At 56.9% G+C, this 14,649-nt stretch carries 20 protein-coding genes and 1 tRNA gene; 11 read left to right on the top strand and 10 right to left on the bottom strand.

The window, feature by feature from the left end; genetic code table 11:
• Position 1: 1 nt before the first annotated feature.
• The 8 genes from CH74_RS10080 to glp all read left to right on the top strand — a co-directional run bounded on the left by CH74_RS10080 (position 2) and on the right by glp (position 7,826).
• The gene (locus CH74_RS10080) at positions 2-700 is read left to right on the top strand and encodes a molecular chaperone (RefSeq protein WP_367379109.1); all 699 of its coding nucleotides are present in this window, start codon (positions 2-4) and stop codon (positions 698-700) included.
• Positions 701-754: 54 nt separating this feature from the next.
• On the top strand, positions 755-979 hold the full coding sequence (locus CH74_RS10075) for a hypothetical protein (RefSeq protein ID WP_048307327.1): 225 nt from the start codon (positions 755-757) through the stop codon (positions 977-979).
• Between the two features lie 24 nt (positions 980-1,003).
• Entirely contained in the window at positions 1,004-3,868 is a 2,865-nt protein-coding gene (locus CH74_RS10070) for a formate dehydrogenase subunit alpha (protein WP_048307326.1), read from the top strand.
• 56 nt (positions 3,869-3,924) lie between these two features.
• Entirely contained in the window at positions 3,925-4,566 is a 642-nt protein-coding gene (fdh3B, locus tag CH74_RS10065; protein WP_048307325.1) for a formate dehydrogenase FDH3 subunit beta, read from the top strand.
• A gap of 12 nt (positions 4,567-4,578) precedes the next feature.
• A complete protein-coding gene (locus tag CH74_RS10060) occupies positions 4,579-5,619 on the top strand; it encodes a formate dehydrogenase subunit gamma (protein ID WP_053070709.1) in 1,041 nt (346 codons plus the stop codon).
• A gap of 113 nt (positions 5,620-5,732) precedes the next feature.
• On the top strand, positions 5,733-6,047 hold the full coding sequence (locus CH74_RS10055) for a DUF1244 domain-containing protein (protein ID WP_048307324.1): 315 nt from the start codon (positions 5,733-5,735) through the stop codon (positions 6,045-6,047).
• Positions 6,044-6,574: a molybdenum cofactor biosynthesis protein B gene (gene moaB, locus CH74_RS10050; protein WP_048307323.1), complete on the top strand. Its 531-nt coding sequence runs from the start codon at positions 6,044-6,046 to the stop codon at positions 6,572-6,574. Before CH74_RS10055 ends, moaB begins: the two co-directional genes overlap by 4 nt.
• Positions 6,567-7,826, top strand: a complete 1,260-nt coding sequence (gene glp, locus CH74_RS10045) for a gephyrin-like molybdotransferase Glp (protein ID WP_253273030.1) — start codon at positions 6,567-6,569, stop codon at positions 7,824-7,826. Before moaB ends, glp begins: the two co-directional genes overlap by 8 nt.
• 5 nt (positions 7,827-7,831) lie before the next feature.
• On the opposite strand, the gene CH74_RS10040 is transcribed toward glp, so the two are convergent.
• The 8 genes from CH74_RS10040 to CH74_RS10005 form a co-directional block, all read right to left on the bottom strand.
• Positions 7,832-8,392 (bottom strand): ACP phosphodiesterase, encoded by a 561-nt coding sequence (locus CH74_RS10040; RefSeq protein WP_048307322.1) that lies wholly within the window; start codon positions 8,390-8,392, stop codon positions 7,832-7,834.
• A gap of 24 nt (positions 8,393-8,416) precedes the next feature.
• Positions 8,417-8,770 carry a TusE/DsrC/DsvC family sulfur relay protein gene (locus tag CH74_RS10035; protein ID WP_048307321.1) on the bottom strand — a complete coding sequence of 118 codons (354 nt, stop codon included), beginning with the start codon at positions 8,768-8,770 and terminating at the stop codon, positions 8,417-8,419.
• Complete coding sequence (tusB, locus tag CH74_RS10030) at positions 8,770-9,060, bottom strand: sulfurtransferase complex subunit TusB (RefSeq protein WP_048307320.1); 291 nt, start codon at positions 9,058-9,060, stop codon at positions 8,770-8,772. Before tusB ends, CH74_RS10035 begins: the two co-directional genes overlap by 1 nt.
• Before the next feature lie 80 nt (positions 9,061-9,140).
• Positions 9,141-9,488, bottom strand: a complete 348-nt coding sequence (tusC, locus tag CH74_RS10025; RefSeq protein WP_253273029.1) for a sulfurtransferase complex subunit TusC — start codon at positions 9,486-9,488, stop codon at positions 9,141-9,143.
• 34 nt (positions 9,489-9,522) lie between these two features.
• Positions 9,523-9,915: a sulfurtransferase complex subunit TusD gene (gene tusD / locus CH74_RS10020; protein WP_048307317.1), complete on the bottom strand. Its 393-nt coding sequence runs from the start codon at positions 9,913-9,915 to the stop codon at positions 9,523-9,525.
• An 89-nt stretch (positions 9,916-10,004) separates the two neighbouring features.
• Positions 10,005-10,676, bottom strand: a complete 672-nt coding sequence (locus CH74_RS10015; protein ID WP_048307316.1) for a Bax inhibitor-1/YccA family protein — start codon at positions 10,674-10,676, stop codon at positions 10,005-10,007.
• A gap of 167 nt (positions 10,677-10,843) precedes the next feature.
• Positions 10,844-11,119: a hypothetical protein gene (locus tag CH74_RS10010; RefSeq protein ID WP_048307315.1), complete on the bottom strand. Its 276-nt coding sequence runs from the start codon at positions 11,117-11,119 to the stop codon at positions 10,844-10,846.
• 135 nt (positions 11,120-11,254) lie between these two features.
• The gene (locus CH74_RS10005; protein WP_048307314.1) at positions 11,255-11,548 is read right to left on the bottom strand and encodes a hypothetical protein; all 294 of its coding nucleotides are present in this window, start codon (positions 11,546-11,548) and stop codon (positions 11,255-11,257) included.
• A gap of 195 nt (positions 11,549-11,743) precedes the next feature.
• Here CH74_RS10005 and CH74_RS10000 point away from each other — a divergent pair.
• From CH74_RS10000 to CH74_RS09990, 3 genes are all read left to right on the top strand, one after another.
• A tRNA-Ser gene (locus tag CH74_RS10000) sits at positions 11,744-11,834 on the top strand.
• A 172-nt stretch (positions 11,835-12,006) separates the two neighbouring features.
• The gene (locus CH74_RS09995; protein ID WP_082140376.1) at positions 12,007-12,612 is read left to right on the top strand and encodes a porin family protein; all 606 of its coding nucleotides are present in this window, start codon (positions 12,007-12,009) and stop codon (positions 12,610-12,612) included.
• Between the two features lie 195 nt (positions 12,613-12,807).
• Positions 12,808-13,260 carry a DUF2501 domain-containing protein gene (locus CH74_RS09990; protein WP_048307312.1) on the top strand — a complete coding sequence of 151 codons (453 nt, stop codon included), beginning with the start codon at positions 12,808-12,810 and terminating at the stop codon, positions 13,258-13,260.
• A 63-nt stretch (positions 13,261-13,323) separates the two neighbouring features.
• On the opposite strand, the gene CH74_RS09985 is transcribed toward CH74_RS09990, so the two are convergent.
• Entirely contained in the window at positions 13,324-13,515 is a 192-nt protein-coding gene (locus CH74_RS09985; RefSeq protein WP_048307311.1) for a hypothetical protein, read from the bottom strand.
• Positions 13,500-14,603, bottom strand: a complete 1,104-nt coding sequence (locus tag CH74_RS09980; protein ID WP_048307310.1) for a PIG-L deacetylase family protein — start codon at positions 14,601-14,603, stop codon at positions 13,500-13,502. The genes CH74_RS09985 and CH74_RS09980 overlap by 16 nt, the downstream gene beginning before the upstream one ends.
• Positions 14,604-14,649: the final 46 nt, after the last annotated feature.

The following is a 14,649-nucleotide window of genomic DNA, read 5'->3' as shown; positions in this document are numbered from 1 at the left end:
CATGACAGGAACCAACGATGCCTGTGAATTGGCGAAAGATTCCATGACCGAGGCCAATGACGAAACAGCGCTCAGGCTCGACGGATACGACGGCCTGCGTGCCGATATCTATCGTTTGCTGGCACGGCTTTTGCGGCAGGCACCGGATACTGATCTGCTCAGCTTTCTGGCAGAGCTTGAGATTGCCAACGACAATGACGGCCTGCAGGCCTGCTGGAGAACGCTGTCTCTTGCCGCCGCCAAAGCGCGTCCAGACAACCTGGAGCGGGCGCATTTTCGTCATCTGATCGGCGTCATTCAAGGCGAACTGGTGCCCTATGCCTCCTGGTATCTGACCGGCTCTTTGATGGAGATGCCTCTGGTGGAATTGCGCCGGGATCTCAGGCGACTGGGCTATGAACGCGCCCCGGACGTCAAGGAGCCGGAGGATCATATCGCCGCCATGCTCGAGGTGATGGCCATGCTCATCGAAAACGAACCAGAGCAGCAGGCGCTATTTTTCCAACGCCATCTATCGCCTTGGGGCAGCGATTTCATGGCAGATCTTGGTCAGGTCGATACGCCGTTCTATGCCAGCGTCGGCCAGCTGGGTCATGGCTTCCTGAAGCAGGAAGACGTCCTGCACGCCTCCCATGAAACGCCATCCCCTAACGACTCTTCGCTACAGGATTCATCAGGACAGACTTCTTCGAGATCTTGAACTACATCCCCGTCAAGAACTCGATATCGATAATTATGCGCTGAGGACATCGCCATGAATCACAAAACCACAAAATCCACCAGCCATGCTTCAGGACGCCGCCGTTTTCTTCGCGTGCTGGGCCTTGGTACCGTGGCTGGAGCCGCCGCCGCTGGGCTGGGCAACGCCACTTTCGTACAGGCTCAGGAAGACGACGCCAGCTCCACGCAGCCTTCAAAGGACCCGGAGTATCATGAAACTGATCATATCCGTGCCTTTTACGCCACCCTGCGCGACTGAGCGCTCAACCGAGGATTCGTTATCATGCGACTGACACGTAAATCCGCTCAGCCTGCCGACTCGGCTGTAAAAGGGCTTGGCATCACCCGCCGCCAGTTCCTTCAGCGCAGCGGTGCCACTACCGGAGGCCTGGCCGCGGCCGGCTTCATGGGTAACACCATGATGCGCCGCGCTGACGCCAGGGAAAAAACCCAAGTCTCCGATGCCCCGATCGAGACCAAGCGCACCATATGCTCCCACTGTTCCGTTGGCTGCGGCTCTTATGCCGAAGTTCAGGAAGGTGTCTGGACGCGCCAGGAACCGGCCTTCGATCATCCGGTCAATCGTGGTGCCCACTGCGCCAAGGGTGCGTCCCTGCGGGAGCATGGCCACTCCACTCGCCGTTTGAAATATCCCATGAAGCTTGAAGGCGGTGAATGGAAGCGGCTTTCCTGGGAACAGGCCATCGAGGAGGTCGGCGACAAGGTACTTCAATTACGGGATAACTATGGCCCGGATAGCGTCTACTGGCTGGGATCGGCCAAGTTCAGCAATGAACAGGCCTATTTGATGCGAAAGTTCGCCGCCATGTTCGGTACCAATAACACCGATCACCAAGCGCGCATCTGTCACTCCACTACCGTTGCCGGGGTAGCCAATACCTGGGGTTACGGGGCGATGACAAACTCCCTCAACGACATGCATAACAGCAAGTCGATCATCTTCATCGGCTCCAACCCCACGGAAGCCCATCCCATCGCAATGCAGCACATCCTGATTGCAAAGGAGCGCGGTGCGAACATCATCGTCGTGGATCCGCGCTTTACTCGCACCGCCGCCAAGGCGGACAAGTACGTGCGACTGCGCCCGGGTTCGGATGTGGCCTACACCTGGGGTCTACTGTGGCACATTTTCGAGAATGGCTGGGAAGACAAGGAGTACATCAACAACCGTGTCTACGGCATGGACAAGGTGCGCGAGGAAGTGGCCGCCTTCCCGCCAGAGGTGGTCGAATCGATCACCGGCGTGTCGAAAGAGGACATGTACGACGTAGCCAAGCGCCTGGCGGACAATCGCCCGGGTTGCGTGGTGTGGTGCATGGGCGGAACTCAGCACACCACGGGTAACAACAATACCCGCGCCTACTGCATTCTCGAGCTTGCCCTGGGCAACATCGGCGTTTCCGGCGGCGGCGCCAACATCTTTCGTGGCCACGACAACGTTCAGGGCGCCACGGATCTTGGCCTGATGTCCCACTCCCTGCCCGGCTACTACGGTCTTACCGAAGGCGCCTGGCAGCACTGGGGAGAGATCTGGGGCCTGGACCAGGAATGGCTAAAGAGTCGTTTCGATCAGACCGAATACACCGATGGCAAACCCATGTACGCCAACGGCATCACTGTCTCGCGCTGGATCGATGGGGTGCTGGAGCAGGACGAGAACATCGCCCAGCGTTCGAGTTTAAAGGGCATGTTCTACTGGGGCCATGCGGTCAACTCCCAGACCCGGGGTCCAGAGATGAAAAAGGCCATGGGTAAGCTCGAGCTGATGGTGATCGTCGATCCCTACCCCACCGTGGCGGCAGTCATGCACGGTCGCAGCGACGGCGTCTATCTGCTGCCGGCGACAGGCCAGTTCGAGACCAGCGGCAGCGTGACCAACACCAGCCGCTCCCTGCAGTGGCGGGACAAGGTAATTGAGCCGCTGTTCGAGTCCCGCACCGATCACGAAATCATGTACCTGTTGGCCAAGAAGCTCGGTTTTGCCGAACAGATGTTCAAGAACATTCAAGTCAACGGTAATGAGCCCCTGATCGAGGACATCACTCGGGAGTTCAACAAAGGCATGTGGACGGTGGGCTATACGGGCCAAAGCCCGGAACGCCTCAAACTCCATCAGCAGAACTGGCACACCTTCAGTTTTGAGACGCTGCAGGCGGAAAGCGGTCCGGCCAAGGGCGATTACTACGGCTTGCCCTGGCCTTGCTGGGGCAACCCCGACATGGCGCATCCGGGAACGCCTCTGCTTTATGACATGAGCAAGAGCGTCAAGGAAGGCGGCCTCACCTTCCGCGCCCGCTTTGGCGTCGAGCGAGACGGCGTGAACCTGCTGGCGGACGGCGTCTTCAGCAAGGGGTCGGATCTCAACGACGGCTATCCGGAATTTACCGCCGAGATGCTCAAGCAGTTGGGCTGGTGGGAAGAACTCACGGATGAGGAAAAAACCGCGGCGGAAGGCAAGAACTGGAAGACGGATCTTTCTGGCGGTATCCAGCGGGTCGTCATTGACCACGGCTGCGCGCCCTTCGGTAACGCCAAGGCGCGCTGCGAAGTATGGACGTTCCCGGACCCTATTCCAAAGCACCGTGAGCCGCTTTATACACCGCGTCGGGATCTGGTCAAGGAGTATCCGACCTGGGATGACGTGCAGTCGCTTTATCGACTGCCGACACTCTATCGCTCCATTCAGGAGGAGGACTTCAGCCAGCGCTACCCCCTCACCCTTACCTCCGGACGCTTGGTGGAATACGAAGGCGGCGGTGAGGAAACCCGCTCCATCAGCTGGCTTGCAGAACTCCAGCAGGAGATGTTCGTCGAGATCAATCCGGAGATGGCAGAAGAGCTCGGCATCGCCAACGACGACACGGTGTGGGTCGAAGGCGCCGAAAAAGGGCGCGTAAAGGTGAAAGCGCTTGTCACCCCACGGGTAGGCCGAGATGTGGTGTTCATGCCTTTCCATTTCGGCGGCATTTTCGAAGGTGAGAATCTGCACGACCATTACCCGGAAGGCAGCGCACCCTATGTGCTTGGCGAATCCGCCAATACTGCCACGACCTATGGCTACGATAGCGTCACTCAGATGCAGGAATCCAAGGTCACTCTGTGCCGGATCGAAAAAGCCACCGCATGATGCCCAAGACATCAGCGAGCGTCGCGACCTGAACCGCGGCGGATGAGGAGATTGTTATGACCAAGATGAAATTCGTGTGTGACGCGGAGCGCTGCATCGAATGCAACGGCTGTGTCACCGCCTGCAAGAACGCCAACGAAACCGCCTGGGGCATCCAGCGCCGTCGAGTTGTTACCATTGACGACGGCAAACCTACGGAGGTATCGATTTCAGTCGCCTGCATGCACTGTGACGATGCGCCCTGCATGGCGGTGTGCCCTACCGACTGCTTCCACAAGACCGACGACGGCATCGTGCTGCACGACAAGGATCTGTGCATCGGCTGTGGCTACTGCCTGTACGCCTGCCCCTTTGGCGCACCGCAGTTTCCCAAGCAAGCTGCCTTTGGCGAGCGTGGCAAGATGGACAAGTGCACCTACTGTGCCGGCGGCCCGGCCGACACCAAGGAAGAGGAGTACGAGAAGTACGGCGCCAACCGCATCGCCGAGGGCAAGCTGCCACTGTGTGCGGAAATGTGCGCCACCAAGGCGCTAATGGCGGGCCCTACGGATACGCTGACGGATCTATTTCGCGAGCGCATGGAAAAACGAGGCCAGTCCCTTGACGCTTGGCAGCCGATGCACAACGATCAGTCCAGCGAGACGGCTGCTACCTTGAACCTCGACCGTATGGCCTATGATGCCAGTCGACAAGTCTGAAGGAGTCAGACCATGACGTTTACACCCATTTCTTTGTCGTGGTATCGCCGCCTGACGAGCTTGGCGCTTACGCTACTGCTGACTTGTGTCCTGGCTAGCTCGGCGCTGGCCTCGGATCCTGACGCGGAAATAAAGCAGGCTATTGGCGGCGCCTCTCAAGAGACTTGGCAGGATGTCGGCAGCACCGACAACTACATCGATTCACGCGCTGAATCCACCTACAGCCTGATCAATGCTAGCGGCGAAACCTGGCGCCAAATACGCAATACCTGGGTGTCGCCTGGGGGTGCCATCGCCATTTTAGGTATGTTGGCGGTACTCGTCGTCTTCTACCTGATTGTGGGTAGAAAGACACTTGATGAACCCTTGACTGGCCGCATGATGTTGCGCTGGACTGCCCTCGAGCGTGCTTTGCACTGGACCATGGCGACATTGTTCATCCTGCTGGCCCTGACTGGGCTGAATCTGTTGTTCGGCAAGCTCATCTTCCGGCCGCTGTTCGGCGACGGTTTTTGGGCACCCATGATCGCCGGCACCAAGCTCGTGCACAACTATTTAGGGCCGCTGTTCAGCATCGTGTTAATTCTGGTGCTGGCCAAGTGGCTGACCATCAACATTCCGAAAAAGCACGACTGGACCTGGTTCAAGCAAGGGGGCGGCGTCGTCGGCAACGCTCACCCGGATGCAGGTTTTGCCAACGGCGGCGAAAAAGCCTGGTACTGGCTGCTGGCCAGTGCTGGTCTGGTGGTCGTGGTCACCGGGCTGATCATGGACTTCCCCATCTTCGGCCAGAGCCGCGATACCATGCAGTGGATGAACGTTCTTCACGGTATCGGTTCACTCGGTTTGACCGCCGTTGCGCTGGGCCACATCTATATCGGCACCCTGGGCATGGAAGGCGCCTTTAGTGCGATGAAGACTGGTTATGTCGATGAAGCCTGGGCTAAGCAGCATCATAATCTCTGGTACGAGGAGGTCATGAACAAAGCCGATGCCGAGCCAAAGGAAAAAGCGGTGGATGATGGAACAGCGAAAGCACATCGCCCCAATTAAACTGCCAGGGTAAGACGTTGCAACCCCTCTTTTGACACCGTTCCTTTCAACAACTGGAACGGTGTCTTTTGTTATGATACCCGACTCATTGTCAGCCATCTGGAGAGCGAAACATGCAGCATATCGACGATGCCACTCGTACTGAAATTGAAGCCGCTACTTTTCGCCGTCTGCTCGATCATCTCGATGCCCACAAGGAAGTACAGAACATCGACCTGATGATCCTGGCGGATTTCTGTCGCAACTGTCTGTCCAAATGGATGGTCGCGGCTGCCGAAGAACGGGGTGCCGAGCTCGACTACGACAGCGCTCGGGAACATGTCTACGGCATGCCTTATGAGCAGTGGAAAGAAAAGCATCAGACCCCTGCCACAGCAGAACAACAAGCCGCGCTGAAGGCGCGCCATAGTGCTAAGGAAGGCGCATGAGTACCGACCGGGACGCTTTCATACCTCTCAATATCGCGGTGCTGACGATCTCGGACACTCGCACCGAAGAAACGGACCGTTCGGGGCAGGCTTTGGTCGAACGCTTGAAAGAAGCCGGACATGTCGCCATCGACAAGCGCATCGTCGCAGACGATGTCTATCGCATTCGTGCCGTCGTTGCCGACTGGATCGCCGATGATCGCATTCAGGTGATCCTGACCACCGGCGGCACCGGCTTTACCGGACGCGACTCCACGCCAGAAGCGGTGGGCGTGTTGCTCGATAAGACCATCGAAGGATTCGGTGAGCTGTTCCGCCATATTTCCTGGCAGGAGATTGGCAGCTCAACGATCCAGAGTCGCTGCCTGGGCGGGCTTGCCAACGCCACCGTCATATTCTGCTTGCCCGGTTCCACCGGTGCCTGTCGCACCGCCTGGGACGGTATTCTCAAGGAGCAGCTCGACAGCCGGCATCAACCCTGTAATTTTGCCAATCTGGTCATTCCCGAGCGAGGACAGCATGGTTGACATCGGTAAGGTCGAGACGGGAAAGTCCAAGACAAGCAGCGATGGAATGCAAAGCGTAGAGGCGGCACTTGCGGCACTGCTTGCCGATATTTCGCCGGTGGATGCCGAGTGCGTTGCCGTCGATGATGCCGCGGGTCGCATACTAGCGGCAGACGTAAAAGCCCAACATGACGTTCCACCAGCGGATAACAGCGCTATGGACGGCTACGCCCTGCGCGCCGCGGACGCCGGCCAGGTACTCCCCGTTTCTCAGCGGATTGCCGCCGGGCATGTACCTCATTCATTGGAACCGGGCAGCTGCGCGCGTATTTTCACCGGGGGTGAAATTCCACCCGGCGCCGATTGTGTCGTCATGCAGGAAAAGGTCGAGGAATGCGCTGACGGCATGCGCATGCCTGCAGATATTCCAAGCGGCGATAACGTTCGCTGCCGTGGCCGTGATGTACAGCGTGGTGCCCTGCTACTGCCCGTCGGAATCCGACTAGAGGCCGCCGCGTTAGGGCATCTGTCAGGCCAGGGAATAACGAACGTCGAGGTGCGACGTAAACCGCGAGTAGCACTGCTGTCCACCGGCGATGAGATCATCGATCCGGGCACGCCGCTTGAGCCAGGACAGATCTACAACTCCAATCGCCCCATGCTCAAGCGCCTGCTGGAGCGCTTCGGCGCCGAGGTGATCATGGCCTCATCAATACCGGACAGCTTTGAGGCAACCAGCCAGACACTGCATGAGGCAGCGCAGCAGGCGGATGTGGTGGTATCTACCGGGGGCGTGAGCGTCGGTGAAGAGGATCACGTCAAGCGTGCCCTGGAAAGCCTCGGGCAGCTGGACCTCTGGCGCTTAGCCATGCGCCCCGGCAAACCGTTGGCGCTAGGACGCTTACCCCGCAGCGTCGAGAGTAAGACCAAGGGTGAGGCGCGCTTCGTGGGCCTGCCGGGCAACCCGGTATCCGGCTTCGTCGGAGCCTGGATCTTCCTTCGCCCGTTGATGGGTGCTCTGCTTGCTTGCCCGGCCTTGGCAAGTTTGCCTTGTGTGTATGCTCGCAGCGATTTCTCGACCACCACCCAGGCCCGCCGTCACTATATGCGCGTCATGCTGAAATTCAGTGCTGCCGGAATCGTTGCCCAGGCCTTCGACGATCAGAACTCGGCGGTGCTGTCCTCTTGCATCGACGCGGACGCCCTGGCGGCGATTCCCGCCAACAGCACGATCAAGCAAGGCGATATGGTCGAATGCTTGTGGCTGAACTAGCTGACCTAGACCCCCAGTTGGCGGTTCAGCTCCGGCCACAGCCGAATAAAATCCTCTTCGAGAGTAGCGTAGTCGGCTTCAAGCCAGGGCACGAGTTCTGCCAGGCGGTTGGGGCCTGACAACCGCCGTCCTATGCCTGCCACGGCGCTGCAGGTGAAACCAAAATCCGCATAGCCGTTCAACCAGTCCTGAGCAACTAGCACCGGCATCATGCGCTCCAACCGCGCAGGTGCTGGACGCGCATCGAGTAGCCGGTAGCAGCGCTTGATCAGAGCCTGATTGGCGCTGTCTTCTATACGGTCACGGGCAACGAAATGATCCCAGACCAGATCCAAAGCGATGCCCACATAGCGCCGCCCTTCTCTTGGCGCCCTGGCCCGGGCATCAAGAATCACCGGGTGGGCATCGACCACTGCATCCACCCGCCGATGATGACGTATGCCCTCAGCAATGTCCTGCGGCCAGTTGCCAAGATCGCTGCCCTTGACCCCATCCGCAATCAGATTGCCGTAGAGAAAGCCGTCGTTGCCGCCACGGGCAAGCCAGGCATGAGCCAGAAAATTCAGAGTGCTCGCCTCATCGCTGGTTTCTCATAAACAGTTGGTCGGCTTGGGTAATCCTGCCAGCCTGGCACCGACTTTGGCCGGGCTTTCGGGAAACAGCTTCATCAAATGCAAAGACTTGCCTTTCTCAGCGCCTAGAGCCTGGCCCACCGCCTTGACCAGGGGGCGCATGGCCGGCGCCATCTCGAAGCGCGCATAGAAATCACGCAGCACATCAATGACTTCCCAATGCTCCTGGGTCAGCACACGCCCCTCCTCACTTGCCAGCGCTTCGGCCACGACCGGCGTCCAGTCCGAGAGATTAATCAGATAGCCTTCCGGGTCCAGGGCGATTTCTCGATTCCCGACCCGCAGGCAGCGTGTAGTCGTTGTGTTCGTCATTAGAACCAGCTCACCGTTCGTTCGGTTTCTTCGGTCAACTGCACGAATCCCTCCGTATCCACCACGATGACGGATTCAGCGCATCGCTCTTCCAGCCCCCGAGACTCCAGATCCTCACGCAGCGCGAAAAGACGCCCAGCAATCGACGAAAAATGCTCGACCAGAGGCGCTACAGCCCCGTAGACGCCATCCTCGATCAATAGTAGATAATCATCATCCCCCATGGCTCGCAGTGCGTCTCGGTACACATGACTCGAAGCCACAGAGCGATTGAGCAAATGCAGCTGCATCAGCAATCGTTCCTTACGCTAAAATTTGTTTATCCACTTTCTTGCATCCGACCCCAATTTCCAAGCTGTGGTATCAAACACTAGAAATTGAACACCGAGGCATGACGAGAGAATAAATGAGGTAACTGAGAAGCGGTAACTAACGTCACGGGTAACTGTAAATCCGCTTCGGTCATGCCGCGTTGTGCGAGAGATTCAGCATCGACCAGCAGTGTATCGATATCGTACATGGCGAGCATATCCAACGTCGGATGCGTTCCCTTCTGGCCCAGTGGCCCTTGTTGCTGGCCTTTCACAAGCGCCTGCACGCCATCGCCCAGAAACAAAAGATCAACCGTCTGACCAAAGGCGGCACCCACCAGCGCCACATCCAATCCTTCACGCAGCCAGCTACTGCCATGAGGGGCGTGGCGAAGCACTACGAGCATGGTCTTTGTCGAATCCTCGTTATCCATTCAACACCTAGGGTGAAAAAGTGACCAGACGATCATGGGTCATTGCGGCTTCGATCAGTTGACCCACGCCGGTAAGCTCAAAAGATGCTGCGAGGCTATGGCCTTGTTTGCCATGGCGCCTTGATTCACGCTCATCGATTACACCGCGCTTCAGCGCTGCGGCGACACAAACCAACAGCGCAGTGCCCTGCTCATGATGCAAGCGCTGCCAGGCTTCGACCAAATGCGGCTCATCCTGAGGTGGCGTTGCCAGCCGCTGAGCGTTGTAGACACCATCATGATAGAAAAACACCGTCTCGAGTCGATGCCCCCGATCAATCAACGCTGACGCAAACCTCAGCGCCGAATGCGCTGCCTGATGGCTGTACGGGGCGCCTTGAACAAGTAGTGCATAGCGCATGACCCACTATTACTCCGCGACGACAGATTCAAAACAAAGCGGCCCCGCCTTGGTAGGCGGGGCCTTATAAAACAACCTACTTCAATCGATCAATCGTTGTTCATCACACCCAGGATGGACAGCAGGCTGATGAACAGGTTGTAGATCGAGACATAGAGCGTAATGGCCGCCAGGATGTAGTTGGTCTCGCCGGCTCTATGCACGATCTCACTGGTCTGATACAGAATCACCGCAGAGGAGAACAGCACGAAACCTGCAGAGACCGCCAGAGCCAGGGCAGTGATATTAAAGATCATTGCCACGACCATTGCCAGGATCAGCACGATGGCGCCTGCTAGCAGGAAATTACCCAGGAAGCTGAAATCCTTCTTGGTAATCAACGCAACGGCGGAGAGGCCAAGGAAGGTCGCCCCAGTCATGGCAAGCGCGGTCATCACCAGCTGCGCGCCATTGGGTATGGAGAGATACAGACTCAATACTGGCCCTAGGGTGAAACCCATGAAACCGGTAAAGGCGAAGGTTGCGAGCAGACCCATCGCGGAGTTGGCGGTCTTGTGGACCAGGAACATCAGACCATAGGCACCGATGAAGAACACGAAAATGTTCATCTGACCGACACCCATGGCCATGGCGGCTCCGGCAGTGACGGCAGAGAAGAGCAGCGTCATTGCCAGAAGCATGTAAGTGTTACGCAGAACCTTATTGGTACTGACCGCACTAGTCTGGCGCTCAGTCACATGCGACGACTGCTGATAAGCCATGGAGTTAAGCTCCTAGAGGTTGGGATACATACAATAGACCAAGAATGCCGACAGAACGTTCCCTGCGCAAGTGCCTAAGCCTCAACGTTTGGATCGAAAGGCTTGCCATGGCAAAGAACCTCGCCTGGCGAGGTTCTTCACATTCGTCTCGTATTTTCCAACCAGGCTCAGGGCTTCATGGAACCCTCGAGATTCAAACGCAGTGTGATTGAGACGTTGTGAGGCACATTGGTCACTTCCATGGCGTGTCGGGTCATCTCCTCTTCCAGCTGCTTGAACGCCTGCTCATCGTTTTGCTGCATGTCGCGCAGCTGGTTTTCCGAGAGATTCTTGCTACCGATAAAGTCCTTGCCGGCTTTACGCAAGGTCGAGCCCTGCTCTCCCGCAGCCAGACTATGAAAGTCGTCGTTGTCTTCGCCGGTGTTAAGGATCGTGATGTCCATGTCGTGCTCCTTTTGCCTTTTCCTTAATGGATTGAGTCAACCGTCAATGATGATAGCAGTCATGTCAAGCAGGACGCTGACCGTACAAGAGGCCATTACACTTCAGTAAGTCCGCTGACTTGCAGCAGCCTGTCATTAATACTGTTTGAAGTGATGATGGCGTTGCTCGAAATACTCATGCTCCATCAAGACATCTATTGCGTTACGTAAGCATTCCGGATCGTTTGGATCATCGACTTCGACCAGCAGTAAGCTGGACGTCTCCCCAACGCCATCGGTTCCGTCGAGTGGCATGTGCTGAGGGTCGTTCATCAACTCGATATAGCGATGAGAGTCATCGTGACGACCTACGGCGCCTACGACATGCAAGTCCGCCAGCTGAAGGCCGTAGACCTGCTCTACAGGTACCCGGGTAATGTTGTTTGACATGCCTTGCTCCTATTTCGCCTTCGTGAAAACAGATTACCCCTGGAACCACTGGTTCGAAAACGGTGCTGGTTGATCACCCAGGAATCGTGCTGCCATCGCTCGTCCCAGCCTAGCTGAAAACAGGAGGTTTAACCCTCTGATTGCGAAGCCTCTTGACGCACCAGCTGAAATTGGTAGTATCTAGCGCCGTGAGCCGGAGGGATGGCAGAGCGGTTGAATGCACCGGTCTTGAAAACCGGCAAGGGTTTATAGCCCTTCCAGGGTTCGAATCCCTGTCCCTCCGCCACTTTTGAATTCAAACGTCGAATGTATGACGTTTTCTGTTCCCAACTCATTTTCTTCTGATCCCCCCTTCATCCTCTGCAAAACATTAAGTTAGCGCTGTCGAGCGTCTCTATTTAACATTTTGATGTGATCCCGCAGCGCTATCATCGATCCGCTTTTATTTCACTACGGCCATGGGCGTCTCTATCACTCCGATGGTCGGCTACAGCGTATCTATTATTGCAGGGATCATAAAAATGAAATCGAGAATTGGCGTGCTTATTCTGGTTGGGCTCATGTCAAGCCCTGCGCTTGCTGGCAGTGCCGGGACAACGTATGCCGGCCTTCAACATGCCTGGGTCAGCTACGAAGACGATTACGACGTAGAGGCTGATCCTACAATGCTGGTGGGCCGCCTGGGCCATTATCTAACCGACTACTTCTCCGTCGAGGGGCGTGTAGGCCTGGGGCTTGCTGACGATGACGTCACCGTCGATGGTTACGATGCCAATGCCACGGCGGAGATCGACAATCTTCTTGGCGCCTATGCGGTTGGCCATTTGCCTGTCACTCAGTATGTCTCGATTTACGCCTTGGCCGGTTTTGCTCAAGTAGAGGCAACACTTGACACTCCTTTCGGTTCCGAAAGCGATGACGATTCCGGGTTCTCCTTCGGGGTCGGCGGTGAGGTCAATTTCTTCTCACCTCGATTCTCGGGAACTCTTGAGTACATGTCCTATCTAGACAAGTCCGACTACGAAGTCAGCGCCATCAGTGCCGGAGTGAGTTACCAGTTCTGACCGCTCAGCAGGGAGCTGTGTTCAGCTCCCTTTCTATTCTCGGCTCCCACTCCCCTCTCCACACCCTTGTCCTTTTTCACCATATTTTTTCTTCTCGACTCTCCTTATCTTTACAGACGGCTGTTACACCAGCCATGCTGAACCCGCTTCACGAAGCAATAGTTCAATTAACGATACGGATAAGGATTTCTTTGTATGAACAAACATCTTGCTTGCATCGCGGGGCTGATCGCCGCCGTCGCTTTGGTACCTGTTAGTTCGGCATCGAGCATGGATAGCGTCAAGGAAAAAGCGGGCGGTCTCATGTCAGGCGGTTCGTCCGGTGGTGGCGGCTCTCTTTTGAGTTCGCTCTCTTCCGGCTCTTTCGATCTTGGCAGCATGAGCAACGTAGCGGGCGTGCTCGGCTACTGTCAGGAGCAAGGGTACAGCAAGAGCGCGACCCAGACTGCCAAGGACAAATTGCTGGGCAAGCTTGGCGGGCAGGATAAAGCGTCCGAAGACGAAGGCTACCAGCAAGGCATGAGCGGCATTCTAAAAGGCAAGGAAGAAGGCAAGAGTTTCGATCTGAGCAGCCTCAAAGACAAGATGGGCGAAAAGGTCTGCGGCACCATCGCGGACAAAGCAATGTCCTCGTTAATGGGTGGCTGAGAGAAAGAATCACAGACCTGGCCAACGCTGATCTTGCTGACGCCAAGAGCCTGTAGCTAAGGGCTATGGCGTCAGCTTTATCATGCGAAAGGCTTCATTGGCCTTGGCAGCGCTACGAAAATAGGCATGGCGATCCGGTAGTGGCCACTCGATGCCTAGCAGGCGATGGCGCAGTCGACGGCGCAGTGTTTTCTCGAAAGGCATGCGCAACTGCAGATCATGCATGGCATCCAGCGCAATCAGCTTTTGACGCACCTGCTCTGGCTCAATGGGTGGCTATAATAGCCAGCGCCAAGAAAAGCGTTCGGCAAATTCGCTTCATGCTGTTTCGACGACGGCGGGGGCAACGCGCTGATAGCGTCCGGGGGGCCATAGGGAAACAGATTGGTGCCATGAAAGTGATTGGCATAGAGCAGCAGCTGATCCGGGCTGTGGCTTGCTGACTGAATCGCCTGCCAGGTCAATAGCGCCGCTGCACGATGATCGCGATGTGGATCTAGCACTGGGTCCGTCATGACTATGGTGGCGGGCTGAACGCGCTGCAACACACTCCGGATATCGTCGACGATATTGCTTTCCCCCTGCGCCTTGCCGCCCCATGTATCCGAAGGCAACGCAGAAACGTTGTAGCGTCGAAAGTACGGCGTAAAAAGGCCCTTCGGATCTTCAAGCAATGTGCTCAAGGTGCCGTCGGCGTAGCCCAGCATCAGGCACTGGTTAGCAGGTACTCCACCAAGAGAGGCGACGTGGGCCGCATCCCAGCTGCGTATTGCTCCTTTGCGGTGTACGGCAACGCTTTTCTTGTCATCGAGTCCGCGCAGATACTGCTTGCGCAAGCTACCCAGCGACTCACCGGCGGTAAGGGTCAGAATCCAGCTCTGTTCCGGGAGAGAAGAATAAAGACCAAAGGCAGCCAGCTCCGCATCGTCTGGATGCGGCGCGACGATCAGCAAGGGTCCAGCGCTCAGATCGGGACACTCGAAACCCAATGCAGCGCCGCTGATGGTAAAACGACAGTCCCGGGCGGTGAGTTTGATGCCTTGCGGTGAAATGCCTGTATGCTGACCCAACTCCAGATAGCGCTCGCCGTTGCTGCCGGGCTCGAAATACTGCCGACGTGAAGACTGTTCTGGGTGCTGAATTTCGATTGATGGCTCACGCCAGCACCCCATGGCACGGTATTGCACGCGTATCGGCAATAGCCAGCTGCGAGTCGTGGTCGCAGTAGAGTTCGCATTTGCAGTCAAGGATTCCAGGGAGTCGTGCCGCATCTGCATTGAGCACTCGCAGTCCGGTATCAGCGTATGACGATAGTCCTTTAGAGTGGCGTAGTGGTCAGCCATGTGCCGATTCCCGTGCACTGGTAGTGCTAGCTGGAGACGAGGGCGC

The sequence above is a fragment of the Halomonas sp. PR-M31 genome, assembly GCF_001039575.1.
Classification (GTDB): Bacteria; Pseudomonadota; Gammaproteobacteria; order Pseudomonadales; family Halomonadaceae; genus Modicisalibacter.
Note: the sequence above shows the minus strand (reverse complement) of the source record. Positions and strands in the feature narration are given on the sequence as shown.